Source organism: Streptococcus sp. 3705 (genome assembly GCF_013277145.1).
GTDB lineage: Bacteria > Bacillota > Bacilli > Lactobacillales > Streptococcaceae > Streptococcus.
Genome location: NZ_VMMJ01000017.1, coordinates 80,490 through 106,382, shown reverse-complemented (window position 1 = coordinate 106,382; position 25,893 = coordinate 80,490). Strand labels below are relative to the sequence as shown.

Annotated in this window: 29 protein-coding genes; 6 read left to right on the top strand and 23 right to left on the bottom strand. The window is 38.4% G+C overall.

From position 1 onward, the window contains the following. Positions 1–68 precede the first annotated feature (68 nt). The 7 genes from HT714_RS06100 to HT714_RS06070 all read right to left on the bottom strand — a co-directional run bounded on the left by HT714_RS06100 (position 69) and on the right by HT714_RS06070 (position 7,903). Positions 69–995, bottom strand: coding sequence for an aldo/keto reductase (locus HT714_RS06100; RefSeq protein WP_173226634.1), 927 nt, complete (start codon positions 993–995; stop codon positions 69–71). 75 nt (positions 996–1,070) lie between these two features. Beyond that, positions 1,071–1,886 (bottom strand): hypothetical protein, encoded by an 816-nt coding sequence (locus HT714_RS06095; protein ID WP_173226636.1) that lies wholly within the window; start codon positions 1,884–1,886, stop codon positions 1,071–1,073. A 3-nt stretch (positions 1,887–1,889) separates the two neighbouring features. Further along, complete coding sequence (locus HT714_RS06090) at positions 1,890–2,210, bottom strand: PadR family transcriptional regulator (RefSeq protein WP_173226638.1); 321 nt, start codon at positions 2,208–2,210, stop codon at positions 1,890–1,892. Between the two features lie 420 nt (positions 2,211–2,630). After that, a complete protein-coding gene (gene metG / locus HT714_RS06085) occupies positions 2,631–4,628 on the bottom strand; it encodes a methionine--tRNA ligase (RefSeq protein ID WP_173226640.1) in 1,998 nt (665 codons plus the stop codon). A 123-nt stretch (positions 4,629–4,751) separates the two neighbouring features. Beyond that, on the bottom strand, positions 4,752–6,011 hold the full coding sequence (locus HT714_RS06080) for an ABC transporter permease (protein ID WP_173226642.1): 1,260 nt from the start codon (positions 6,009–6,011) through the stop codon (positions 4,752–4,754). Position 6,012: 1 nt separating this feature from the next. Continuing rightward, positions 6,013–6,714: an ABC transporter ATP-binding protein gene (locus HT714_RS06075; protein ID WP_173251649.1), complete on the bottom strand. Its 702-nt coding sequence runs from the start codon at positions 6,712–6,714 to the stop codon at positions 6,013–6,015. Further along, a complete protein-coding gene (locus HT714_RS06070; protein WP_173226763.1) occupies positions 6,698–7,903 on the bottom strand; it encodes an efflux RND transporter periplasmic adaptor subunit in 1,206 nt (401 codons plus the stop codon). The genes HT714_RS06075 and HT714_RS06070 overlap by 17 nt, the downstream gene beginning before the upstream one ends. 284 nt (positions 7,904–8,187) lie before the next feature. Here HT714_RS06070 and gor point away from each other — a divergent pair, with 284 nt between their 5' ends. After that, positions 8,188–9,534 (top strand): glutathione-disulfide reductase, encoded by a 1,347-nt coding sequence (gor, locus tag HT714_RS06065; RefSeq protein ID WP_050142767.1) that lies wholly within the window; start codon positions 8,188–8,190, stop codon positions 9,532–9,534. A 165-nt stretch (positions 9,535–9,699) separates the two neighbouring features. On the opposite strand, the gene HT714_RS06060 is transcribed toward gor, so the two are convergent. From HT714_RS06060 to HT714_RS06050, 3 genes are read right to left on the bottom strand one after another with little or no spacing between them, the layout of a single operon-like run. Next, positions 9,700–10,200 carry a hypothetical protein gene (locus HT714_RS06060; RefSeq protein ID WP_119947105.1) on the bottom strand — a complete coding sequence of 167 codons (501 nt, stop codon included), beginning with the start codon at positions 10,198–10,200 and terminating at the stop codon, positions 9,700–9,702. Beyond that, the gene (locus tag HT714_RS06055; RefSeq protein WP_173226646.1) at positions 10,197–10,820 is read right to left on the bottom strand and encodes an ATP-binding cassette domain-containing protein; all 624 of its coding nucleotides are present in this window, start codon (positions 10,818–10,820) and stop codon (positions 10,197–10,199) included. The genes HT714_RS06060 and HT714_RS06055 overlap by 4 nt, the downstream gene beginning before the upstream one ends. After that, positions 10,817–12,799: an ABC transporter permease gene (locus HT714_RS06050; protein ID WP_173226648.1), complete on the bottom strand. Its 1,983-nt coding sequence runs from the start codon at positions 12,797–12,799 to the stop codon at positions 10,817–10,819. The genes HT714_RS06055 and HT714_RS06050 overlap by 4 nt, the downstream gene beginning before the upstream one ends. 722 nt (positions 12,800–13,521) lie before the next feature. On the opposite strand from HT714_RS06050, the gene HT714_RS06045 reads away from it, so the two are divergent. Further along, positions 13,522–14,058, top strand: coding sequence for a biotin transporter BioY (locus tag HT714_RS06045; RefSeq protein WP_173226650.1), 537 nt, complete (start codon positions 13,522–13,524; stop codon positions 14,056–14,058). 52 nt (positions 14,059–14,110) lie between these two features. Here HT714_RS06045 and HT714_RS06040 read toward each other — a convergent pair whose 3' ends face one another. Then, the gene (locus HT714_RS06040; protein WP_000807422.1) at positions 14,111–14,326 is read right to left on the bottom strand and encodes a YdbC family protein; all 216 of its coding nucleotides are present in this window, start codon (positions 14,324–14,326) and stop codon (positions 14,111–14,113) included. A 98-nt stretch (positions 14,327–14,424) separates the two neighbouring features. Between HT714_RS06040 and HT714_RS06035 the strand changes: the two genes are divergently transcribed. Beyond that, a complete protein-coding gene (locus HT714_RS06035; RefSeq protein WP_173226652.1) occupies positions 14,425–14,745 on the top strand; it encodes a hypothetical protein in 321 nt (106 codons plus the stop codon). A 30-nt stretch (positions 14,746–14,775) separates the two neighbouring features. Here HT714_RS06035 and HT714_RS06030 read toward each other — a convergent pair whose 3' ends face one another. The 7 genes from HT714_RS06030 to rpsP all read right to left on the bottom strand — a co-directional run bounded on the left by HT714_RS06030 (position 14,776) and on the right by rpsP (position 18,178). Continuing rightward, positions 14,776–15,114: an ATP cone domain-containing protein gene (locus tag HT714_RS06030; RefSeq protein WP_001196039.1), complete on the bottom strand. Its 339-nt coding sequence runs from the start codon at positions 15,112–15,114 to the stop codon at positions 14,776–14,778. A gap of 11 nt (positions 15,115–15,125) precedes the next feature. Continuing rightward, entirely contained in the window at positions 15,126–15,845 is a 720-nt protein-coding gene (trmD, locus tag HT714_RS06025; protein WP_173251647.1) for a tRNA (guanosine(37)-N1)-methyltransferase TrmD, read from the bottom strand. Next, complete coding sequence (rimM, locus tag HT714_RS06020; RefSeq protein WP_173251645.1) at positions 15,835–16,353, bottom strand: ribosome maturation factor RimM; 519 nt, start codon at positions 16,351–16,353, stop codon at positions 15,835–15,837. The genes trmD and rimM overlap by 11 nt, the downstream gene beginning before the upstream one ends. A 30-nt stretch (positions 16,354–16,383) precedes the next feature. Further along, the gene (locus tag HT714_RS06015; RefSeq protein WP_173251643.1) at positions 16,384–17,172 is read right to left on the bottom strand and encodes an alpha/beta hydrolase; all 789 of its coding nucleotides are present in this window, start codon (positions 17,170–17,172) and stop codon (positions 16,384–16,386) included. 103 nt (positions 17,173–17,275) lie between these two features. After that, a complete protein-coding gene (locus tag HT714_RS06010; RefSeq protein WP_173251641.1) occupies positions 17,276–17,602 on the bottom strand; it encodes a MazG nucleotide pyrophosphohydrolase domain-containing protein in 327 nt (108 codons plus the stop codon). A gap of 44 nt (positions 17,603–17,646) precedes the next feature. Then, positions 17,647–17,886 (bottom strand): RNA-binding protein KphA, encoded by a 240-nt coding sequence (kphA, locus tag HT714_RS06005; RefSeq protein WP_000379617.1) that lies wholly within the window; start codon positions 17,884–17,886, stop codon positions 17,647–17,649. A 19-nt stretch (positions 17,887–17,905) separates the two neighbouring features. Then, the gene (rpsP, locus tag HT714_RS06000) at positions 17,906–18,178 is read right to left on the bottom strand and encodes a 30S ribosomal protein S16 (RefSeq protein WP_000268760.1); all 273 of its coding nucleotides are present in this window, start codon (positions 18,176–18,178) and stop codon (positions 17,906–17,908) included. Positions 18,179–18,865: 687 nt separating this feature from the next. On the opposite strand from rpsP, the gene HT714_RS05995 reads away from it, so the two are divergent. The 3 genes from HT714_RS05995 to HT714_RS05985 all read left to right on the top strand — a co-directional run bounded on the left by HT714_RS05995 (position 18,866) and on the right by HT714_RS05985 (position 21,077). Then, positions 18,866–19,444 carry a DUF3796 domain-containing protein gene (locus HT714_RS05995; RefSeq protein ID WP_173226658.1) on the top strand — a complete coding sequence of 193 codons (579 nt, stop codon included), beginning with the start codon at positions 18,866–18,868 and terminating at the stop codon, positions 19,442–19,444. Between the two features lie 2 nt (positions 19,445–19,446). Beyond that, a complete protein-coding gene (locus tag HT714_RS05990; RefSeq protein WP_001041097.1) occupies positions 19,447–19,671 on the top strand; it encodes a helix-turn-helix transcriptional regulator in 225 nt (74 codons plus the stop codon). Between the two features lie 581 nt (positions 19,672–20,252). Continuing rightward, positions 20,253–21,077, top strand: coding sequence for a peptidylprolyl isomerase (locus HT714_RS05985; RefSeq protein ID WP_049521260.1), 825 nt, complete (start codon positions 20,253–20,255; stop codon positions 21,075–21,077). 139 nt (positions 21,078–21,216) lie between these two features. Here the strand turns inward: HT714_RS05985 and HT714_RS05980 are convergent, their stop codons facing one another. The 5 genes from HT714_RS05980 to sodA all read right to left on the bottom strand — a co-directional run bounded on the left by HT714_RS05980 (position 21,217) and on the right by sodA (position 25,746). Continuing rightward, a complete protein-coding gene (locus HT714_RS05980) occupies positions 21,217–22,758 on the bottom strand; it encodes an ABC-F family ATP-binding cassette domain-containing protein (RefSeq protein WP_173226661.1) in 1,542 nt (513 codons plus the stop codon). Between the two features lie 116 nt (positions 22,759–22,874). Next, on the bottom strand, positions 22,875–23,348 hold the full coding sequence (locus HT714_RS05975) for a VanZ family protein (RefSeq protein ID WP_173226663.1): 474 nt from the start codon (positions 23,346–23,348) through the stop codon (positions 22,875–22,877). Further along, positions 23,348–24,433, bottom strand: coding sequence for a 23S rRNA (adenine(2503)-C(2))-methyltransferase RlmN (rlmN, locus tag HT714_RS05970; RefSeq protein WP_125411228.1), 1,086 nt, complete (start codon positions 24,431–24,433; stop codon positions 23,348–23,350). Before rlmN ends, HT714_RS05975 begins: the two co-directional genes overlap by 1 nt. 20 nt (positions 24,434–24,453) lie before the next feature. Continuing rightward, the gene (locus HT714_RS05965; RefSeq protein ID WP_033677505.1) at positions 24,454–24,984 is read right to left on the bottom strand and encodes a YutD family protein; all 531 of its coding nucleotides are present in this window, start codon (positions 24,982–24,984) and stop codon (positions 24,454–24,456) included. A gap of 156 nt (positions 24,985–25,140) precedes the next feature. Further along, positions 25,141–25,746 (bottom strand): superoxide dismutase SodA, encoded by a 606-nt coding sequence (sodA, locus tag HT714_RS05960; RefSeq protein ID WP_173226665.1) that lies wholly within the window; start codon positions 25,744–25,746, stop codon positions 25,141–25,143. Positions 25,747–25,893 lie beyond the last annotated feature (147 nt).

The following is a 25,893-nucleotide window of genomic DNA, read 5'->3' as shown; positions in this document are numbered from 1 at the left end:
ATGGTCAGATAACAAAAAAATGTTTTCCAACGTTTTTTTGACTGTGATTTCTTTAAATGCATTTTTTCCTAAGGCAAATTATTCCCTGCAGCAAGATAAATTTCATACCATTCTTTTCTTGTTAAGCTAAAGTTTCCCGCTTGGCTAACTTCTCTCAAGTGCTTAGGATTTGTTGTACCTACGACTGCCTGCATTTTGGCTGGATAACGTAATATCCAAGAAATGGCAATAGTTGAAGGGGTTACTCCATATTTAATAGTTAAGCGATCAAGTACTTGATTTAAAGCTTGAAATTTCTCATTGCCAACAAAATTCCCTCTAAAATACCCGAATTGTAAGACAGACCATGCTTGAATGACCACATCGTGTAATTTGCAATATTCAAAAATGCTGCCATCTCGCATAGCTGCTTGACTATCTTCCATATTAACATGAAAACCTGATTCGAATCCTGGAGTAAAAGCCGCACTCAATTGTAGCTGATTAACAGCTAACGGCTGCTTGACATCTTTTTTAAGCAACTCCATCATCATGGGATTTTGATTAGAAACTCCAAAATTTCGAACCTTACCTTGTTTATAAAGGAGATCAAAGGCTTCTGCTACTTGGTCAGATTCCATCAAAGCATCTGGTCGATGAAGAAGTAAGCTATCTAGATGATCAATCTTCAATCTTTGCAAAATTCCGTCAACTGATTTTATAATATAGTCCTTAGAAAAATCAAAATAGGTAAATTCTTCAATGCGAATGCCACATTTTGACTGAATCCACATTTCTTCTCTTAAATCTGGACGATTTTTTAGGACAAGGCCTAACAGTTCTTCACAACGACCACGACCATAAATATCAGCCAAGTCAAAAGCATTGATTCCAACAGAGAGTGCTGTTTCTACAAGCTCTTCAACTTCTTTTACAGACTTATCTTCTATTCTCATCATTCCGAGAACAATTTCTGATAATTCTTTGTCATCTTGACCAAGAGTTATGTATCTCATCAAATTTTTCTCCTTAAATTTCTAACATTCTTCCCTTCATTATAACAAAAAAACCGCTTTGCAACGGCTTTTTGACTATATTTCACTCCATTTTATCTTCTTAAACCCACGGAATAATAGAAAAATGCCAATAAAAAGAACAGCTAAAGGAATAATCTTTGTAAGAAAAACATTTGAAATTCCCATCCACTCATAATAACGGAGTAGAGAACCCACCACAAGATGGGCAATAATCATACTGACAAAGGGACGAAAAATCGGTTCTTTCCAATTCCAAATACTGATGACTAGGGAAATCATAAAGACAGACAAACTATCCCAGGGAGCAGGAAGATAAAATGCTCCTTCTTGTACAAAACTTCCTATTCCTACATATCCCAGAACAACTAGCAGAACAAGAATCCCAACGACAATATAGGTGCCAATTTTCATCTTAGGAGAATCTTGGACTAGCCCCCAACGTAAGATTGTGGCCACAAGTCCAAATCCAATCAGAAAAAGAAGAAGTTGCCCTAAAAATGTGAGCAAATTGACTGTTAAGAGAGGACCTTTAGAAAAATCACTTAGTAGTTGATAATAACGTAATATCGCTAGGACAAGAATTGGCGTCAACAGTGACTCCTTGATAGAACTGCGTGGTGCTTCCTTGAGTATCTCTTTCATTATTTTTTTAGGATTCTTACCTAGATAATCCTCTGCACTCATGCCATCTCGTTCTGCTTCTGAGAAATCTAACATCATCAAATAGATTTGCTCTCTGAGATAGTCCTCATCATAGAGAAATCCAGCAAGATTAAAACTATCCCACAGTTCCTCAAAATACTGCTGATTCTCCTCAGAAAACTGATGTAACAAAGCGCTTGTTTCTTCGTAATACTTCATTTTCTTCATGGTTTATCCTCCATTCTTAATTCCTTCTACTTTTTGACTCAAATCGTCCCATTGTTGCCAAAAGACCGAGACACGCTCTTCTCCTTCTTTAGTTAATGAAAAATACTTCCGATCTGGACCATCTGCCGACGGGCGCATGTCGCCTCTTATCCATTGATTTTTTTCTAACTTTTGCAACAAAGGATAAATAGTTCCTGGAACGATAGTGTCAAACCCAGCCTCTCGCAAAGTCTGAACCAACTCATAACCATACCGCTCTTTTTGACCAATCATATCCAAGACACAACCTTCAAGAACACCTTTTAATAGTTGAGTTTCCTTCATCCCTTCCCCCTTCTATCTATTTTGTAATACCTACTAGTAACTTCATCTATAATATACCACTTTCACACTAGTTTGTAAAGCATAATAGTTAATACTCTTCGAAAATCTCTTCAAACAACGTCAGCGTCGCCTTGCAGTAGATATGGTTACTGACTTCGTCAGTTCTATCCACAACCTCAAAACCATGTTTTGAGCTGACTTCGTCAGTTTCATCTACAACCTCAAAACCATGTTTTGAGCTGACTTCGTCAGTTTCATCTACAACCTCAAAACGGTGTTTTGAGCTGACTTCGTCAGTTTCATCTACAACCTCAAAGCAGTGCTTTGAGCAACCTGTGGCTAGCTTCCTAGATTGCTCTTTGATTTTTATTGAGTATAAATAAAAAAAACAGAACTAGCCTGAACTAGTCCTGTCTACTTTTACCCAATCACACTTCCATTTGGTACAGCTGGATCAACTGTAAGAAGGGTTAATTGTCCATCATGTTCAGCTGAGAGAATCATACCTTGGCTGATATATTTCTTCATCATTTTACGAGGTTTGAGGTTGGCAACGATTTGGACTTTCTTGCCGACCAATTCTTGTTCATTTGGATAGTATTTTGCAATTCCTGAGAGGATTTGACGATCTTCTCCATCACCAGCATCCAAGCGGAATTGAAGCAACTTATCAGAGCCTTCAACTTTAGAAACTTCTTTGACTTCTGCGACACGGATTTCAACCTTGTCAAAGTCTTCAAACTTGATTTCATCCTTGTTTAATTTGAGTTCAACTTCATCTGGATTCCATTCTTTTTCCACAGCTGGCTTGTTACCTTCCATTTGTTCCTTGATATAGGCGATTTCTTCTTCCATATCCAGGCGTGGGAAGATTGGTGTTCCTTTGGCAACTACTGTTACACCCTCAGGGAAAGCAGCCAAACTCAAGTTTTCAAGGCTAGAAACTTCTGCTAGACCAAGTTGAGTCAAGACTGCACGACTGGTTTCCATCATAAATGGTTCAATCAAGTGAGCAACGACACGAAGGCTGGCTGCCAAGTGGCTCATAACACTTGCCAATTGGTCACGAAGAGCTTTATCCTTGGCCAAAACCCATGGTGCGGTCTCATCGATGTATTTATTGGTACGAGAGATAAGGGTCCAGACCGCTTCAAGGGCACGTGGGTAGTCAACTGCTTCCATGTATTTATGGTAGTCAGCAATTGATTCAGCAGCTACTTGAGCAAGAGTATTATCAAACTCTGTTACACCCTCTACATAGGCAGGAATTTGTCCATCAAAATACTTGTTAATCATAGAAACCGTACGGTTGAGGAGGTTCCCAAGGTCATTGGCCAATTCATAGTTGATACGGCCTACATAGTCTTCTGGAGTGAAGGTTCCGTCTGAACCAACTGGAAGGCTACGCATGAGGTAGTAACGAAGTGGATCTAGTCCAAAACGCTCTATCAACATTTCAGGATAGACAACATTCCCTTTAGACTTAGACATCTTACCATCTTTCATGACAAACCAACCATGACCAATTAAACGTTCTGGCAATTTGATATCCAACATCATAAGAAGGATTGGCCAGTAGATTGAGTGAAAACGAAGGATGTCTTTTCCAACCATATGGAAGACTGTTCCGTTCCAGAACTTGTCAAAGTTAGCGTGTTCGTCTTGATCGTAGCCAAGAGCTGTCACATAGTTGAGTAGAGCATCAAACCAAACATAGACAACGTGTTTTGGATTTGATGGGACTGGTACACCCCAGGTAAAGGTGGTACGAGATACCGCCAAATCCTCTAAACCTGGCTCGATGAAGTTGCGTAACATTTCATTGAGACGACCATCTGGAGTGATAAATTCAGGATGGGACTTGAAAAAGTCTACCAAACGATCTTGGTATTTGCTGAGGCGAAGGAAGTAAGACTCTTCAGATACCCATTCCACTTCGTGACCTGATGGAGCAATTCCACCAGTCACATTTCCAGCTTCGTCACGGAAAACTTCCGCAAGCTGGCTTTCTGTAAAGAATTCTTCATCTGAGACTGAGTACCAACCAGAATATTCACCTAAATAGATGTCATCTTGAGCCAGCAAGCGTTCAAAGACTTGAGCCACTACTTTTTCGTGGTAGTCATCAGTTGTACGGATAAATTTATCGTATGAAATATTTAGTAATTGCCAGAGTTCTTTAACTCCAACTGCCATTCCATCAACATAGGCTTGTGGTGTAATGCCAGCTTCTTCCGCTTTCTGCTGGATCTTCTGACCATGTTCATCAAGACCTGTCAAATAAAAGACATCGTAGCCCATCAGGCGTTTGTAGCGAGCTAGGACATCACAGGCGATAGTTGTGTAGGCAGAACCGATATGAAGTTTACCAGATGGATAGTAAATCGGCGTTGTAATATAAAAATTCTTTTCAGACATAATTTTTCCTTTCCAGGCAAATGAAACCTGTTTTTCTAACACTTCATTATATCACATTTTTAAGGATTTTTGATAGGGAAATCTATACAAAAACAAGATAGACGAGTGTCCATCTTGTTGATCTTATTCATAACGAAGGGCTTCGATTGGGTCAAGTTTCGATGCCTTGTTGGCTGGCAAGACTCCAAAGATCATACCCACGCTAGCCGAAACTGCAAGACTAAATAGGGCAACTGGGATTGATACTCCAACTTCTATACCCGTAATCAAGCCTTGCAGTAACAAACCTGCTAAGGCAGTTAAACCACTTGCAATTGTCAAACCAATTAAGCCACCTAACAAGGTCAAAATCATGGATTCAATCAAAAACTGGATTAAAACATTGGCACGCGTTGCACCCAAAGCCTTACGGAGACCAATCTCACGGGTACGCTCTGTAACAGAAACCAGCATGATGTTCATAACACCAGTTCCTCCAACAAAGAGGGAAATCCCTGCGATGGAACTGATAATCGTCGTCATAAAACTAAACGATTGTTGAATTTCTGCAAATGTAAGCGACTCATCTGCCACCTGATATTCTCCCTGTTGCAAGCCTGCAAGTTCTGTCATTTTTCGTGCCAGTTCTGGACCCAGAGTTGGAGTTAAACTGGTATCATTCACTCGAAAGACAATACTAGCTATTTCATCTACATTAAAATTCGCAGCAAGGGAGATATTGGTAGTAATAGGCAAGCCACCAAACCCATATATTTTTGACCTTTTAGCCTCTGGACTAGTATAAACCCCAATGACTCGGTAACTAAAATCATTGACTTCTACAACCTTGTTAATAGCCTCTTGTGGAGAGCCAAATAAACTAATGGACAATTCCTCATCTAGCAAAATGACACTTGCAAACTCTTTGAAATCTTGCTCTCTTAGACTACGACCTGCAATAATTTCATTCTTAACAGCGTCCATGTAAGTTCTGTTTCCACCTGTCAAATTGGCATTTTCAACTTTTTTATCTTTATAAGTCAAGATGGCGTTCGTTGAGTTGGTTACATAGTAATTATCCACTCCCTTGAGTTTGGCTGCCTCCTTGACCCAAGATTCTTGCGGTTTTGGTGGTTCAACAGGAACTTCCTCTTCTTTTCCAGAAACCGTAAAAGCTGATTGTTTCTGAGTAAAAGACCCATCTTTACTTTTTTTAGGAGAGAAGAAGACGCTAATATTTTTCTGAGATTTGGTCATATCTTTATTGACTTGACGAGATAGGGAATCTCCCAAAGCCATAATCACAACAACTGATGAAACACCGATAATAATCCCAATCATGGTAAGCAAAGAACGCATCTTGTGAGCCATGATAGATGAAAAGGCAAATTTCAGATTCTGCATCTTAGTTTTCCTCCTTTCCTAACTGAGCACTGTCAGACGAAATGACTCCATCTCGAATGACAATCTGACGTTTAGCATAGGCGGCAATCTCAGGCTCATGCGTTACCATGATAATGGTTTTTCCTTCTTTGTTCAAGTCAACCAATAGTTGCATAATTTGGTTCCCTGTTTTGGTATCCAAGGCTCCTGTCGGTTCGTCTGCTAGAATAATAGAAGGATTGTTTACCAAGGCACGCGCAATAGCCACACGTTGCTTTTGACCACCAGATAATTCCGAAGGCAAATGGTGACTACGTTCTGTCAATTCAACCTTGTCTAAATACTCCTCAGCCAACTTGCGACGTTTTGAAGACGAAACTCCTGCGTAAATCAAGGGCAATTCTACATTTTGCAGAGCATTGAGTTTCGATAGAAGAAAGAACTGCTGAAAGACAAAACCGATTTGTTGGTTGCGAACCTTAGCTAGTTGTTTTTCACCCAATCCAGCCACTTCTTGACCTTCAAGATAATACTCTCCACTACTTGGTGTATCCAACATCCCAATCGTATTCATGAGAGTAGACTTACCTGAACCAGATGGTCCCATGATGGCAACAAATTCACCCTCATTCACTTCTAGGTTGATATTTTTGAGAACCTGCAGTTCTTGATCACCGTTACGGTAGCTTCTGCAGATATTTTTTAGACTAATTAGTTGCTTCATCAGCCTTCACCTCTTTTCCTTCTTCCAAGGAAGATGTTGGGTTACTGATGACCTTGACTCCATTTGTCAGACCTGAAGTGATTTCTTGGTTGTCTGCATCAGCATTGCCCAAACCAACTTCCACTTTCTTGGCCTTTTTCTGCTCGTCAAGCACCCAGACATAGTTCTTATCATTTTCAGTCACAACACTTGTTAGAGGAACCAAAATGGCTTTACTCTTATTTTTGACCTCAACACTTACTGAGAATCCTTGTTTCAAATCACCGATTTCACTTGTAACATCGATGGTATATGGATATTTAGAGCCAGAATTACCGCCTGCTGCTACAGCTGTACTTGCTGCTTCGCCATTGTTTTTAGGATAGTCAGAAATATAGCTTAATTTCCCAGTCCATTTTTTATCAGGATACACTTTAGAAGTAAAGCTTACTTCTTGACCTACAGATAGGTTGGCGAGGTTATATTCAGACAGTTCTCCCTTAACTTGCAAGTTTTCATTACTTACGACATGAACGACTACTTGGCTAGCTCCTGTTGGAGATTTAGAAACATTGTGGTTGACTTCGACCACAGTTCCCTCTAGGGTACTGAGAACCGTCATTGCATCTAACTGACTTTGAGACTTACTTAATTGTGCTGCTGCATCTGCACGAGCATCACGGGCATCACCCAACTGAGCGTCAATAGAAGCAAGAGAATTTCCAGCCACTGGAGTTGGACTTTGCACCGTTGCATCTTCTCCTCCTGCTGGCGCAGAGGCTTGAGGAGCCGGAGCTGAAGCGGCTTCATTTCGTGCTTGATTGAGTTCATTGATATGACGATCTGCCTTAACTACTGCTCGGCTAGCTGAATCATAGGCCGCCTGCGCTTCTGAACTACTGTACTTGACTAGAGCCTGCCCTTCACTAACCTTATCGCCCACAGAAACAAGGATTTCATCTAAATCTCCCTTGCTAGCATCAAAATAAACGTATTGTTCATTTTTTGCCGTTACTGTTCCTGACAATAAAACCGACGAAGCAACAGTTCCCTCTTTTGCCACTACTAGATGTGGTATTTCATCCTTAACATCGGTTTGCGAGGGTTGTCTAAAGAGTAAAATCCCCCCGGCACCCAATACAACTACACTGGCAGCACCGATTGCTGCATACAATTGCCACTTTTTAGCTTTACCATTCTTTTTCATAATGAAACTCCTTTTCTTTTTTACAATACTTTGCTATTATACCAAATTCCCCTCCAGCAAACAATGCAGTTCAGATGGAAATAATGACAGTTCAGGATTAAACAATCGTTCGGAAATCCTCCTTTTCTATTGTACTAGTTATATAATACATTATTTCAACTTATTTGGCAAGCTTTTTTGCAATTTTTTGTGCGTAGCAGATTTTTGCAATCAAATCAAAAAAAAGATAGAATATGACTATCAAAAAATGACACTCTATTATTTAAAAGAGTACGAAGGAGTTTTCAATGAGAGAATACGATATCATTGCTATCGGTGGAGGTAGCGGAGGAATTGCCACCATGAACCGTGCTGGTGAACACGGAGCCAAAGCGGCCGTTATTGAGGAAAAGAAATTAGGTGGAACCTGTGTCAATGTCGGCTGTGTTCCTAAAAAAATTATGTGGTACGGGGCGCAAATCGCTGAGACTTTCCATCAATTTGGAGAAGACTACGGCTTTAAGACTACTGATCTTAACTTTGACTTTGCAACCCTACGTCGTAATCGTGAAGCCTACATTGATCGCGCTCGTTCTTCTTATGATGGCAGTTTTAAACGCAACGGTGTAGACTTGATTGAAGGTCATGCTGAATTTGTAGATTCTCATACTGTTAGCGTAAATGGTGAACTGATTCGTGCTAAACATATCGTGATTGCTACAGGTGCCCATCCAAGTATTCCAAATATTCCTGGTGCTGAGCTAGGCGGCTCTTCTGATGATGTATTTGCCTGGGAAGAATTGCCAGAGTCAGTTGCTATTCTAGGCGCTGGTTATATCGCCGTTGAATTGGCTGGCGTACTTCACACCTTTGGTGTCAAGACAGACCTCTTTGTTCGCCGCGATCGTCCTTTACGTGGTTTTGATTCTTATATCGTTGAAGGTTTGGTCAAGGAAATGGAAAGAACAAACTTGCCACTTCATACTCACAAAGTCCCTGCCAAGTTAGAAAAAACTGCTGAAGGCATTACTATTCATTTCGAAGATGGTACTAGTCACACAGCTAGCCAAGTTATCTGGGCTACGGGTCGCCGTCCAAACGTTAAGGGCTTGCAACTTGAAAAAGCTGGAGTGACTCTGAATGAGCGTGGCTTTATCCAAGTGGATGAATACCAAAATACTGTTGTTGAGGGAATCTATGCTCTAGGTGATGTAACAGGTGAAAAAGAACTGACTCCAGTTGCTATCAAGGCTGGACGTACCCTATCTGAACGTCTCTTTAACGGAAAAACTACTGCAAAAATGGACTACACAACTATTCCAACTGTTGTCTTTTCACACCCTGCTATCGGAACTGTCGGCTTGACAGAAGAGCAAGCTATTAAAGAATACGGCCAAGACCAAATCAAGGTTTACAAATCAAGCTTTACTTCTATGTACTCTGCTTGCACTGGCAACCGTCAAGAAACACGTTTCAAATTGATCACAGCTGGTTCAGAAGAAAAAGTTGTTGGACTTCATGGAATTGGCTACGGCGTTGATGAAATGATTCAGGGATTTGCCGTTGCTATCAAAATGGGAGCAACCAAGGCTGACTTTGATGCAACTGTGGCGATTCACCCAACTGCATCCGAAGAATTTGTAACCATGCGTTAATCAAAATAAAAGAAGCAAAGCAAAAAACACTTCTAAATATCAAAAAGCGAGTATTTCCGTAGTTGGAGATACTCGTTTTCTTATGTTTTATTTTATAGTATGTTGAAATAAGATATGCAAAAATCAATTAACAAACCATAGCAAAATACAAGGATTATAATACAATCATTTATTCTTTTCTTTAAAAGATTCATATATTTTTTTATATAACTCTTTTATATCTTTTTTCTGAGAATTCAACTCTTCTTTACCGTAGTCAAAGTTTGCTACTACAAATCCCTCGTCAGCATCAGAAAAAGTAAAAAACTCTATTTCAATTAGTTTATTATGCTTAGAGTCCTCTATAGTGTCTCCTAAATCATTATTGAATTTCTTCACTTCTTCTTCACGAACTCCGAACCCCGTAGCAGCTCCATTTGCAATGATGTTTGAAAATACTTCTTCAGAAGACTCTGCTTCTTTCACAGTTATGAAGTATATAGCCTCTTCCGTTTCTACTTGTCTCACTTTATTCCATTTTTCTGTATCACTAGAAGAAAGCGTATAGACTGTTAACTCTACCGTTGGCTTATTGATATTTTCTTTTGTAATCATTTGTTTTCCAAAAAAGAAGAAGGCAAGTAACCCAGCTACAAAGATCAAAGCAATATAAATTATCTTTTTCATACATTATACCCTATATCTTTCATGTCAATTATCACATCAACTTCGTTATAGACAGCTGGATCATGCGTCGCTATTATAACATATTTGTCTTCATCTTTTTCATTTAATAACAAACGAATGATTTCTTTTCCAATCTCACCATCTAAAGCTCCTGTGGGCTCATCTGCTAAAATAATTTTACGTGGTTTCATTAACATTCTGGCAATAGCTACACGTTGAGCCTGCCCACCAGACAATTCGTATATTTTTTGATGTAAATAGTCACTTGACAGTCCTACTTTTTCAAGTACGTCAGTTATTGTTTTTTTGTCTTTAGTGATAAGGCTCAGATTATCATATACTGTTTTGTTATCTATTAAAGAATAATTCTGAAATACATATCCAACAGTATTTTTAAAAAAAGTTCTTTCTTTTATCTTCCAAATATCTTGTTTATCAACTAAAACATTCCCACTGTCAATTTTTTCTAATCTTCCTATAATATTAAGAAGGGTACTTTTACCGGAGCCAGAACCTCCAATCAATGCATAGCTTTTTCCAGATTCAAATATTAAATTTAAGTCTGTAAAGATCTTCTTTGAGCCGAAAGTTTTTGAAACGTTCAAAAGGTCAATTGTCATGATTCATCTCCTTTTAAAATTTTAGTGTAGCTTTCAGATAATTTTCTAAAACTCATTATGATTGACAACATCAAAACTAGCAGAGAAGCCGCTCCAATATATAGCAACTCTATTTGCCCTGTCATAAGAAATGTAAATAGAATAACCATTGTAATAGTCATCATAAAATATTTGAGACTTGAAATTGCTATATATGTTTTTGACAGACCCAAAATGATTTTTTTCACATATTCATTCTGTTTTAGAGTAATAAAAAGTTGGACATATTGATAAATGAGTATAAAGACAATACTGTAAATTATCTTCTGCAAGATTTGTGAAAGTAAAATTTGGTGCTCTAAGGATTGAATCTTTAATTTCACAATTTGGTAAACATCTACTGGATTCATTGAGAAATTCAACGGGATAGTCATCTCATTTATTTTTTTTACCGCTTCAGGACTAAAAAGAGATTTATATAGTATGTTACTAGCCAAAGAAAACTTATTATTTTCCATCATTTTGTCTGTATCTAACACAACAACAATGTTATCTTTGCTATCTGCTACACTTGCCATTGGTAAAATATCTTTATTTTTATGATCGATATCAGCATCCTCATTAAAATAAAAAATTTTTTCCCCATCAGGAATTATTTGTACTGCAAGCTGTTCTTTTGTATAGTTTGTTCCAATAAATTGTTCTGCTACAACTGTATTCTCAATAGATTTCTGGTTTTCTTTCCACTTCTCAGGAATATAGATGGTTGCTATTTTATTATCTAAAAGATGATAGTTTGTTCCATTCACTTTATTTTGTAGGTTAGCACCTGTTTGATTAATATAAATCAACTCTTTATTTATTTCTGAATTCGTTATCCCGTCATTTTCTAATTGTTTAGAAAAATTTTCTATAACATGCGAAGTTTTCATGAAATCTGGAACATATGCCGAAGATCGTTCTATATATAAAAAATCTAAGTTTTTTAAGGCAGCAACTATCTGTAGATACTGACCATCTGAATCACTAACTTCTCCATTTTTAGCAGAGTTACTTTCAATTCCAAGGAATTCAATCCTTCTCCAATCTTTTACTGTGTCCCATGGTACTAAATTCTGTATTTGTATGTTAATACTAGATTGACTACTCTTTGTTTCTTGTAAAAAAATTCCTGAGACAAGGATGATAATCGAAATGATGACAAGCCATACGACAAAAATAAGTTTATTTTTCGCCTTGTTTTTGATAATTTCAATGGGCTTTTCAATCTGAATCGTCAACCAAAATAAAACAAAAGTAATAAAATCAATGATTTGAAATAGTATAAAATTCGTTAAAAGCAGAGAGAAAAATAACTTAGAACTATAGGTGAAGAAACCATTACCCAAAAAAGAGCTGTAAGAAATCATCAATAAAGCCATCATAATCAGTTCAAAAATAATAGAAATGACATACTCTCTTCTAAGGTCGTATACAGGCAAGCCCAAAGAACGTCGTATCACTCCTTCTTTGATCTGCCTTGTCCTAACAACAAATAAAACAACTAATAAAGTTAAGTAAATTGAACCCATTAACAGTATTCTTAAAGTTCCAGTAAATTGTAATATTCCTCCTATATACCAAGGATAAGCCATATATACTGTTTGTAGTCCAGTCATCGTAAGTGGTTTCAAACTGTCTACATCCATTTTCCCAAGTGTGTAATACATCCCTACTATTGGTGCTGACTTTAATTGTTCATTATTTACATCATCAAAATTTACATACTTCAACTGACCCGAACTCTGAACGATTGGCTTGTAAATGGTAACCTTTTCCGTTTTTGATAAGTCACGAACCATTTCGTATATTTCGTTATTAGAAAGATTACTTTTTCCTTGGATAGAAAAAGCACCATCAATTGGTAAAGGTATGGGGATTTCGGTATCACTAATAGTGACCAGACCAATTGTAGCAATCAAACAAAAGAAGAATCCAATGATACATAATTTTAATTTCATAAGCAATTACCATATGACAAAAGACTCTATTTTATAATTAGGTCTCTTGTTTTCATAAATTATTTTTTAAAATCTATAATAATTCCAATGTGCATTTAATCGAACATCATTTCAAATTTTTTGCTTGAAAATGTCCATCTATAATCTTTTTTATCGTGAACTTTAACGTTCCCAAAATATTCGTTACTGAAGACTCTGAACTAATATTATTTGAAGAACTAACAAAGAATTCGAATAACCATAGCTATCACTTACACCATACTTCCATAAATCAATAATCGGATATAGAACTGGGATTGCTGTAGTTACACTACCAACACTAGCTGTAATAGCAAATCCAAAACTGAAAAAACTTGTAGCCAGCAAAATGAACTTCTTCTTAGTAAATTTTTGGTATTTTACTTCTCCTTGAATTATAATATTTGACAAAAACTCAGTAATAATTCTCTATTTTAAAATTGAACACATTTATTTGTAAGTGTTTACAATATTAATTTAATACTAATATTTTAGTTTGTCAAGTATTTATAGTATATTTTTTATTGATAAAATGGGATTATCTATAAAGGCGATTTACAAATCGATAAAAAACAATTATCCAACTTCTCTTGTGAATCAAATCGGCTGTTACAGTGTTTGTTACCTTTGTTATAAAAATTGGTTGACAATGATTCCTCTATGAGTATAATAGTTACTATACATCAGAAAAGAGGTTAACTATTTTGAAAAAAGCTCACGTTTATGCTATCCCTGCTATTGGGGCTGCTCTTATTGCTGTTTTAGCACAAATCAGTCTTCCAATTGGACCCGTCCCCTTCACTCTGCAAAACTTTGCAATCGGCTTGATTGCTACTGTCTTTAGACCGAGAGAGGCTGTACTTTCTGTTGGACTCTATCTTCTTCTAGGTGCTATCGGTCTTCCTGTCTTTGCAGGAGGTGGAGCTGGTTTTCAGGCTTTAGTTGGCCCTACTGCAGGCTATCTTTGGTTTTATCTCGTTTACTCTGGACTTACTTCCTCTCTAACCAACAGCAAGAGTGGTGTTGTCAAGATTTTTCTTGCAAACCTCTTGGGTGATGCCCTTGTCTTTGTCGGCGGGATTCTCAGCTTACATTTTCTTGCTGGAATGGCATTTGAAAAAGCTCTTGTTGTGGGGGTCATTCCCTTTATCATTCCAGACCTTGGTAAACTTCTGGCTATTAGTTTTATTAGTCGTCCCCTACTTCAACGCCTTAAAAATCAGGCTTACTTTGCTAACTAAAAAAGATATCGAGTTGTCATGACTCAATATCTTTTTCTTTCATTTTGAAAACTTAATTGCCTTTAAAGGCATCCACCATTGTTTGAAATTCTTCATTGGAGAGAGTAATCCCTTTGCCCATTTTAGTATGATCTGGACTCCAAGCACGAATATCAAACTTTGCAGGAGCACCATTAAAGCTCACACGGTTGATTTCCTTGGTCCAACCTTTTTCGTTTTCAGAAAGAGTCAACAAGTGCTCTTCGATTTCAAATGTAAATTCTGCCATTTTCTTCTCCTTTTTTAGCTTTCATTTGATTATTCGTAAAATCTTGTAGATTTTAGGAAAATTTTATATAATATTGATATAAAAGAAGGGAGGCCAATATGAGACATAAATTCCAGCAAGTTCTAGGTAAAATACATGATTTTTTAAATGGACATGAAGAGTCAGACCAGACTGAAAGCAACTCCCTTACAGCTACTATTGAAGAGGCTATCCAGAAACAAACCGCTGTTCACCTTATCTTGTCTGAGACAAGCTTTACAGGTGACATCATCAAATACGATCAGCAGCGCCAGCAAATTATCGTGAAAAATTTTGCCAAAAATGTGACCCGTATTATCCGCATAAGCGATATTCAACGCCTGCGATTTGTCCCTTCAACTGTCCAGACAGCCCAAAAAAATAGATTTAAGAAAGAGTGAGATGTAGTTGCTTCATCCCACTCTTTTTTCTTAGCGAACTTGTTCAAAATGTAAATGAACGGCGATATGATCTCCATAACCACTTCTTTCCAAGTCACGTTGTAAACGATAGGAAATGTAGTGTTCAGCAATGGTAATGTAACCTGCACCCAATAAACGATGCTCAACCAAAGACTGAATCATGCTAATAGTAGCACGTTCCACCTTGGCTTCTTCCAAATCCAAAACCACTTTTTTAGTGACTTGTGCAAGGTTTTGACGCAAATCATCTGTTAATACATAGACAGTCTGAGCTGCCTTTAAGATAGCTTGGTAAATCTTATCTGGATTAAATTCAGCAATTTCTCCATCACGTTTGATTACTTGCATAGGTTTCTCCTTTATTCTTTGTTTTCTTTGATTTCTGCCAGCATTTTTTCTTCTTCTACTGTCAGTTGATAATGTTCAAGCAAATCCGGTCTGCGTTCATAGGTTTTCTTTAAACTCTCATACAATCGCCACTGACGAATCTTCTCATGGTGTCCACTCATCAGTACATCTGGCACAACCATCCCTCGATAATCATAGGGACGTGTGTACTGAGGATACTCGAGAAGCCCAGAAGAAAAACTATCATCTTGGTGGCTAGACTCCTTACCAATCACTTCTGGAATCAGGCGTACCGTAGCATCAATCATGGTCATAGCCGCTAACTCTCCACCAGTCAAGACATAGTCGCCCAGGGAGATCTCATCTGTCACCAAGGTCTTAATGCGCTCATCATAACCCTCGTAGTGCCCACAGATAAAGATTAGCTCTTCCTCTTGAGACAAATCCTCGGCATAAGCTTGATCAAACTGCTTTCCAGCAGGATCGAGGAGAATGACGCGCGGATTTTTCTTTTCAATAGCATCAAAGGCATCGAAAATGGGTTGGGCTCGAAGTAACATCCCCTGACCGCCTCCGTAGGGCTCATCGTCGACATGGCGGGCCTTTTCAGCATTTTCTCGAAAATTATGATACTGGATATCCAAGAGCCCCTTTTCTCGAGCCTTTCCAACGATTGAGTGCTCTAGCGGAGAAAACATCTCTGGAAAAAGGGTTAAAATATCAATCTTCATCGTCTAACCCTTCTAAGATTTCCACATCGACGCGGTTATTTGGAATATCAACATTGAGAACCACTGGTGGGATATAAGGCAATAATAAATCACGCTTGCCTTTCCGCTTGACCACCCAGACATCGTTGGCACCTGGTTGCAGGATTTCCTTGATGGTTCCAATCAGGTTCTCTCCCTCATAGACTTCCAAACCGATAATCTGGTGATAATAAAATTCACCATCGTCTAGGTCATTTAAATCTTCCTCAGCAACCTTGAGACTGTATCCCTTATACTTTTCGATAGCGTTGATATGGTACATATCTTTGAATTTAATAATGTCAAAGTTCTTCTGTTTACGGTGGCTAGCGATGGTCACTGTTTGAACAAACTGATCTTTTTCATCAAACAAAGCCAGCTCAGCCCCTTTTTTAAACCGTTCTTCTGCAAAATCCGTCACAGACAAGACTCGCATCTCACCCTGCAATCCCTGCGTATTGACGATTTTCCCAACATTAAAGTAGTTCATCTTGTCTCCTGTACTCTCCTTCTTTCCATCTTATTCTGACAATTCTCGAATAATAGCCGCAATTTTTTCCGCTTCGGACCATTGTAAATAATGGTGATTCCCTCCTAAAATGAGTTTAGTATTGGAAGTCCAATATTCTGATTCTCTGTACTCTTTTTCTCTATAAGGCTGACAAAAAATAAATACAGGGATATAAGATTCTATAAATACATTCTCAAAATCTTCCTCAGTAATCTCTCCAGATATCTGAAATCCTGTATATTGATTTTCCAACTCTGAACCTTTTTCTTGCATTATTTTCCAGATTTCTTTATTAATTTCAGGGCTAAATGTTGCTTGAGTTAAGTTCTTAAAATAAAGTTCAGGACCATACTCGTCAATCAGCCTCATCTGCTCTTCCATTTCTGGATAAGGATTTTCTGAAAAATCAGCAAACATGACGTTTTTAGTTGTCGGTTCAATTGCTAGTAAAGCCTGACACTTAATTGGTTTGTTGAGCAATTTACAAGCTAAAATTCCACTCAAACTATGTACACAAAGTATATATTCAGAAATCCCTAATTCTTCAAGTACTTCATAAACCGCATCTGCAAGATTATCTAGATTTTTTCCAGCTTGGTCATGAATCGGACTCCTACCTGTGTTCGGAAAATCAATTGTCAAATAACCAATTGTAGGAGGAAGTTTTTCAAGTATAAGTGAAAAATTTTCATAACTTGGTAGCAAACCTGCACCACTTAAACAAACTAGCATTTTCTTTTGCTTTTGATAAGTAACAGAGAGACTACCAATTTCTGTAGATACTTCAATCCTCTTCATAGAGAAATCCACTCATTCTATATAATGAATTATTAAAAATCCTTATCCTTTATTTTAACACGTTCCAAGAATTTTCTCAAGTTGGAGGAAGAGGACAACATCTCTACTTTCCATTCAAAAATCCTTCCAAATCACGTTCATGTTGGTACTTAATGGCTGCAGTTTTGTCTTTCTCAAAGATAGTCTTGGTAAGGTCAATATGATTAATAGCTGCTATTGCGACGGTGTAGTGAATGATATCAGCCAGTTCTTTTGCTAGTTCCTCGTTAGAATTCTGAACGCCCTCTTTTCTACCAGAACGCCCATTCAAAACCTCAGCTACTTCTCCGACTTCCTCCACTAACTTCATAAAGAGACCTTCCTCAGTCCGAGACTGCTGGTAATGTTCCAGTAGGTAGTCTTGTAATTGTCTAAACGTTAAATACTTCATATCCTGATCCTTGCAAAAAAAGCGAGACATCCGTCCCGCTCTTCTTATTTTTCGTCAATAACGATTCTTACTTTTTTGTCTTCAGTTGGGACAGAGTAGACAATCGTTCTTATCGCAGAAATAGTGCGACCCTTACGACCGATTACACGACCCACATCGCTTTGATCAAGATCCAAATGATATTCCAAAAATTCTGGTGTATCTTCAATCTTGATAGTTAAGGCATCTGGTTGTGAAATCAAGGGTTTCACAATTGCAATAATGAGATTTTCAATCGTATCCATCTGTCAACCTACTTTAAACTTATTTTGAGAATTTAGAATCGTGGAATTTCTTCAATACACCTTCTTTTGAAAGGATGTTGCGAACTGTATCTGAAGGTTGAGCTCCATCAGCCAACCATGCAAGAACGCGGTCTTCTTTCAAAGTTACTTGGTTTTCAGCAACAAGTGGGTTGTAAGTTCCAACTGTTTCGATGAAACGTCCGTCACGTGGTGAACGTGAATCTGCTACGTTGATACGGTAGAAAGGTTTTTTCTTAGAACCCATACGAGTCAAACGGATTTTAACTGCCATTTTTAAAGTCTCTTTTCTTATTTTTTATTTCGGTGAAATAGCTGAGCTATTTAGCACATGTTCTATTATAGCAGATTTCTGACAGGTGTCAAGAAAAAAACTTGACAGACTATAAAATTTTTAAACCATTTATAAATTTGTTAGAAGTAGGAAATAAATGTTTGAAAGAGGCTATCAGTGAATACTATTTTAGAAAAATGTGATAAAAACCACCAAGTTAAGCCCTTCATCTCACCTGAACGTGATTTGAATGCTTGACTCCTAAATCCCAAGCGAAATATCAAGGATTTTAAGAATGATATCTACTAATTAATTCATAAAATATGAATGAATAGATTCTAAATAGAGGAATAATTTAGTTCTGTAAAAATTAACTTCTACACCTACAACGCCTATTCTGACAGACTTTGTAACAGTCTAAGAAAAAAAGTAGATATTCATACAGTATCTAGATTTTTCAAAAATTCTTTATCATCAAATATGATTAACGAAACTATCCAAACCAAATCCGATGCATTGCTTCAAAGAATTCTTTAGTTGTTTGACTATCATGGGCTTTTATTAAAAAATTTTTTCAAATAATTGCCACCTTGGCACATAAATTCTTGCTTTCCGAATTTAAATGTGATATATTTATAACATAAAATTTAAGTGTTATATATTTATAACACAAAAAAGGAGTCTATCATGAAAAAAAGTCAAAAAATGCATGGCCTCATTGCAATGATTGCCGTAGCTCTCTTTATTGATTTTATTGTTGTATTTGGTTCTAATCTTAGTTGGGGACCCAAGTTAGTTATTACTGGTATTTCAGTGTCAGGTCAAATTGTAGCTATATCGAGCTGGCTACATAAGAGTCAGAAAGGTAAGAGAAAAATTATTTTTGACTTGTCTGCTAAGCTTTACACGATACTTGTGTTTGCAGCAAGCATTTTTTATACAGTAGGAATTTGGGTTGCGACCCCAAGCGAAAGTTCTGGTATTAAAGAATGGATTTTGGGAATTGGCCTCGTTATTGAAGTGATTCTATTTGGTTTTTTCTCTTTAAAAAATGTCAAGGAAACTCCGGACGAACGCTTTTATGCTAATTTAGCAAAGGCAGCTAGCTTGATGTTGGTTTTTATACTAGGCGCACTGATGATCCTAGCAGTTATCATTGGGTATATGGGGCCTTTCACTCTTTACATGGGCCAGATCTTTATTAGCATAGCTACCTTGATTTGCATCTTTGCGGTTGTCTATCTTATCTTGGAACGGAGAGGATAAGCATGGCCAAAGAAAGTAAGATTATTACTAATCTCAAATCTGTTCGTGAGTCCACAGGCATGACCCAGCAGGAGTTAGCCGACCTCATCGGCATGCGACGCGAGACAATTCTGCACTTGGAAAATAACCGTTACAATCCTTCGCTGGAAATGGCTCTTAAAATTGCTCAGGTTTTTAATCTGAAAGTAGAAGACCTCTTTGAACTCAGACAGAAAGAGGAAGCATAATTCTTTTCGAGACCTAGTATTAAGTTCATTGATTAATTAGGAATTGAAGCCAAAAGAAAAAATCCTTTGAAAATGTGCTCTTTTAAAATATAGTATTTCTTTCGAATTAACGTTTACTAATTGTGATGCTTTACGAGCTTTCTTAAGATCTGGTTCCCAAAATACTTTGAGTACACTTATGGTATTGATACCCCTAAACATCTAAAAACTCTGGTAGAAAAAGGGTATGCTCTTGTCGAAACTTCTTTTGACTCACTTGACCATCTAAATACTACCATGAAAATGAATATTCTGAAAAGCAAGGGAATTACAGGACTTTCTAAAATGAAGGCTACCAATCTGGAGCAAGCCCTTCATGACCATTTTTCAGAAGAAGAATTAGCAATCGTGGCTACGAATTGACTCCAAAGGGGGAGCAGATACTGGAACAATACAAGGGAATTATCGACCGACATCCAAAGAAGAATCTCTAATCAAGTGATTTTTTAGTTGATTTTCTCTAAAATTGTCTTGTCACTAATATTTGAAATCCACTTCCTTTTAGGGTACAATGGTAGAAATAAATTTTTGAGAGGAACAGAATGAAAAAACTAGCAACCCTTCTTTTACTGTCCACTGTAGCCCTAGCTGGGTGTAGCAGCATCCAACGCAGTCTGCGTGGTGATGACTATGTAGATTCTAGCTTGGCCGCTGAGGAAAGCTCCAAAGCAGCAGCCCAATCTGCCAAGGAGCTAAACGATGCTTTAACAAACGAAAACGCCAATTTCCCACAACTATCTAAAGAAGTTGCTGAAGATGAAGCTGAAGTGATTCTCCACACAAGCCAAGGAGATATCCGTATCAAACTCTTCCCTAAACTCGCTCCTTTAGCGGTTGAAAACTTCCTCACTCATGCCAAAGAAGGCTACTATAACGGCATTACCTTCCACCGTGTCATCGATGGCTTCATGGTTCAAACTGGAGATCCAAAGGGAGACGGTACAGGTGGTCAGTCTATCTGGCATGACAAGGATAAGACTAAAGACAAGGGAACTGGTTTCAAAAACGAGATTACTCCTTATCTCTATAACATCCGTGGTGCTCTTTCTATGGCTAATACTGGTCAACCAAACACCAATGGCAGCCAGTTCTTCATCAACCAAAACTCTACAGATACCTCTGCTAAACTCCCTACAAGCAAGTATCCAAAGAAAATCATCGAAGCCTATAAAGAAGGGGGAAACCCTAGTCTAGATGGCAAACACCCAGTCTTTGGTCAAGTGATTGACGGTATGGATGTTGTGGATAAGATTGCCAAAGCCGAAAAAGATGAAAAAGACAAGCCAACGACTGCTATCACAATCGACAGCATCGAAGTGGTGAAAGACTACGATTTTAAACTCAATGAAAATCAAAGAGCAAACTAGGAAACTAGCCGCAGGCTGTACTTGAGTACGGCAAGGCGACGTTGACGCGGTTTGAATTTGATTTTCGAAGAGTATTAAATCTTAAAAACCTAAAAATACAGTACCCACATACGGTACTGTATTTCTTTTATCCTCATTTTTAAGTTAGATTATTAAAATCCCAGATTTGGTCCATCCAGCCTTCATAGAAGTCTGGTTCGTGGCAGACCATAAGAATAGATCCCTTGTATTCTTTAAGAGCACGTTTGAGTTCACCTTTGGCATCCACATCCAAATGGTTGGTCGGCTCGTCCAGCACTAAAACGTTGTTTTCACGATTCATCAAGAGACAGAAACGAACCTTGGCTTGTTCCCCACCTGACAAGACCTGAATTTGGCTTTCGATATGCTTGGTTGTCAAACCACAACGAGCAAGGGCTGCACGAACTTCTGCTTGGTTGAGAGCTGGAAAGGCATTCCAAACAGCCTCTAGTGGTGTTTGGCGATTGCCTCCTTCTACTTCCTGCTCAAAGTAACCAAGTTCTAGGTAGTCACCGCGTTCAACTTCCCCAGCGATTGGCGGGATAATGCCCAATAGAGACTTCAATAGAGTTGTTTTACCGATACCATTGGCACCAATAATAGCAACCTTTTGATTGCGTTCAAAGGTAAGATTTAAAGGCTTAGTGAGAGGACGGTCATAACCAATTTGCAAATCCTTGGCTTGGAAAATAAAGCGTCCTGGCGTACGAGCTGGTTTGAAATCAAAGGACGGCTTTGGTTTCTCACTTTGCAACTCGATAATATCCATCTTATCCAATTTCTTCTGACGAGACATGGCCATGTTTCGTGTTGCAACACGCGCTTTGTTTCGTGCGACGAAGTCCTTGAGGTCTGCAATTTCTTTTTGTTGACGTTCGTAGGCAGCCTCTAGCTGAGATTTCTTCATAGCATAGACTTCTTGGAACTGGTAGTAGTCACCAGAGTATCGTGTCAACTGTTGATTTTCCACATGGTAGACAATATTGATAACGTCGTTCAGGAATGGAATATCGTGTGAAATGAGAACAAAGGCATTCTCATAGTTTTGGAGATAGCGCTTGAGCCAGTCAATATGCTCAGCATCCAAGTAGTTGGTCGGCTCGTCCAAAAGCAAGATATCGGGCTTTTCAAGGAGGAGTTTAGCCAAAAGTACCTTGGTTCTTTGCCCACCTGACAAAGAGGTCACATCCGTATCCATGCCAAAGTCCATAACACCAAGGGCACGCGCTACTTCGTCAATCTTAGCATCCAAGGTATAGAAATCACGACTCTCCAGACGGTCTTGAAGTTCACCCACTTCTTCCATGAGAGCATCAACATCCGCACCGTCTTCAGCCATTTCCATATAAAGGTCATTGATACGAGCTTCTGCTTTAAAAAGCTCATCAAAAGCTGTACGGAGCACATCGCGCACCGACTGCCCTTCAGCAAGGACTGAGTGCTGATCCAAGTAACCAGCAGTCACATATTTGGACCACTCAACCTTCCCTTCATCTGGCAACATTTTACCAGTCACGATACTCATAAAGGTTGATTTCCCTTCACCATTAGCACCAACCAAACCGATATGTTCCCCCTTTAGGAGACGGAAGGACACATCTTCAAAAATTGCACGGTCACCAAAACCGTGACTCAGATTTTTAACTTCTAAAATACTCATTTTAATTCCTTATCTTGTTTTTATACTCTTCGAAAATCAAATTCAAACCACGTCAGCTTCACCTTGCCGTACTCAAGTACAGCCTGCAGCTAGCTTCCTAGTTTGCTCTTTGATTTTCATTGAGTATTATGTAATTGTTTATAGAGGAGCCAAGCCAGATAGCCACCCAAAGTATTGGTCCACAAATCATCAATCTCAAAGACGCGATTGAAATCAAAGAAAAAATCCAAGACTAACTGCGTACACTCGATTCCAAGACTCACTAGAAAACTAAAAAGAAGGACCTTTTTTGTTTTCCGCAAATTTGGAAGGAGATAAAGGAGTTGGAAAATTAGAGGAAAAAGTAAGAAGACATTGAGGATATTTTGTAGAAAAATCCAACATAATTGTCCTATGTCACTCACTTGGCCCAGTTTCCAGAGAGAATTGAAAGGAGTCAAAAGAAAAACCAGGCGTCCAAGATGCTGAATACCTGGAGTTTCCGCCCCCACGGGAGAATGTTCTTGAGGAGTAAAGCAAAAATAGACAATGCAAATGCTATAGAAAATGACTCCCCAGACCAAAACATGATTATAAGTTTTCTTCATCATTAAGGATTGACTGTTGCGACTGCTTTCTGGCGGTCACGTTTCATTGTATTGGAACGCAATTGTCCACAAGCTGCATCAATATCTGTTCCGTGCTCTTGACGAACCACACAGTTAACCCCTTTTTTCTTAAGCGTATCATAGAAAGCCAGGACTCGCTCTTTAGGACTACGGCTATATTGGTCATGCTCACTAACTGGGTTATAAGGAATCAAGTTTACATAAGACAATTTCTTGATATTCTTGAGCAATTCAGCCAATTCCAAGGCTTGTTCTACACCATCATTGACTTCATTGAGCATGATATATTCAAAAGTCACACGACGATTGGTTGTTTCGATATAATACTCAATAGCAGCAAAGAGTTTTTCAATCGGAAAGGCACGGTTAATTTTCATGATACTTGAGCGCAGTTCATTGTTAGGTGCATGAAGGGAAACGGCAAGATTGACCTGAACCCCTTCATTAGCAAAGTCACGAATTTTATGGGCCAAACCTGAGGTTGAAACCGTGATGTGACGAGCACCGATGGCCATTCCTTTATCATCATTGATAGTACGAACGAAATTTAAGACATTGTTGTAGTTATCAAATGGTTCACCAATTCCCATGACAACAATATGGCTGACGCGTTCGTCCTGACCACGCTCATCAAAGTATTTCTGAACCAGCATGATTTGCGCTACGATTTCACCGTTATTGAGGTCACGTTGTTTCTTAATCAAACCAGAGGCACAGAAGGTACAACCGATATTACAGCCCACCTGAGTGGTCACACAGACAGATAAACCGTAGTGTTGACGCATGAGTACTGTCTCAATCAGCATTCCATCTGGCAATTCAAAGAGATATTTAACGGTCCCATCAGCAGACTCTTGCACGATACGCTGTTTCAAGGGATTGACCACAAACTGATCATTAAGCTTAGCAATCAAATCCTTGGAAAGGTTGGTCATCTCTTCAAATGACTGGACACGTTTACGGTAAAGCCATTCCCAGATTTGATCTGCACGGAATTTCTTTTCTCCCTGCTCCAAAACCCATTCCTGCATGGTTTGACGTGTTAAACTATAAATTGACGGTTTCATTTCTTCTCCTTATTCTCTACTCACTTCTGACGAATGACAAAATGACGTTGCCCCTTGTCCTCTTTCTGAGAATGCTGGTCCTTCTGACGACGTCTATTTTTCTTATCTGCATTCGGTTTTCGTTTGGTTTGAGTCGGTTTCTTTCCTTTTTTAGAAGGTGTTTCTTCTTCCTTCTTACGCATTTTCTTGTCAAATGATGCTCGCTTAGGGGCTTCATTTTCTAAGACAAAATAGGCACAACCATAACTACAATACTCTAAAAGGTAGTCTTGTAAACGACTGATTTTTTCAAGTTTTTCTTCTGTTCGATCATCTTTGTAAAAACCTCGTAGGCGAAGCTGTTCGTTGCTCCAGTCTCCCACGATATAATCAAACTTGGTTAAGACTTCTGAAAAACGCTGATTAAAAGCCGTCACATCAAAGGCATCCTTGATATTTTCCACCAAGGAAAAAGCTATCCCTTCCGTTTCAACCTTGTCCCCGTGTAAATGGAACTCAGGACCAGGAAACTTGTTATAGTTGTATAATTCAGGTGCAATTTCTTTTCGCATAGATATCCCTTTTCCACGATTACTTAATACTTTATTCTACCATAATTTCTAGCAGTTAGCACGTTTCTCATAAAAATGAAAAAAGTCTGACGATTTTGTCAGACCAAAATAATATAACCTTAAAAAGAGAAGAACAATTCTTCCCTCCAACTATCATTATTTAGCAGCTGCGTACAATTCATCTACTTTGTTCCAGTTGATCACTGAGAAGAAAGCTTTGATGTAGTCAGGACGCACGTTGCGGTATTTCACGTAGTAAGCATGTTCCCAAACGTCCAAGCCCAAGATTGGTTTTTTACCTTCTGAGATTGGTGTGTCTTGGTTTGCTGTTGAAGTCACTTCAAGCTTCCCTTCTTTGTTGACAACCAACCATGCCCATCCAGAACCGAAACGAGTTGTTGCTGCTGCAGTGAAGGCTGCTTGGAAGTCTTCAAATGAACCAAATGTTGCATCGATTGCTGCTGCAAGTTCTGCTGATGGAGCTGTTTTTTCAGGAGTCATCAATTCCCAGAAAAGAGCGTGGTTCAAGTGTCCGCCACCATTGTTAATAAGCGCTTGACGGATATCAGCTGGGATAGATTCTACATCAGCAAGCAAAGCTTCAAGCTCTTCACCAATTTCAGGGTGTTTTTCAAGAGCTGCATTAGCATTGTTGACATAAGTTTGATGGTGTTTGTCATGGTGCAAGTGCATTGTTTCCGCATCGATGTATGGTTCCAAAGCGTCGTATGCATATGGAAGTTCTGGTAAGATAATAGCCATCTGTAATACCTCTTTTTCTTTCTATATGAAAATGATAACGCAAACATTCACTTTTTTCAAGTTTTTTGCTTATAGATAAGGAAATCACTGAGATACTTTCTAATAATACTCTTCGAAAATCTCTTCAAACCGCGTCAACGTCGCCTT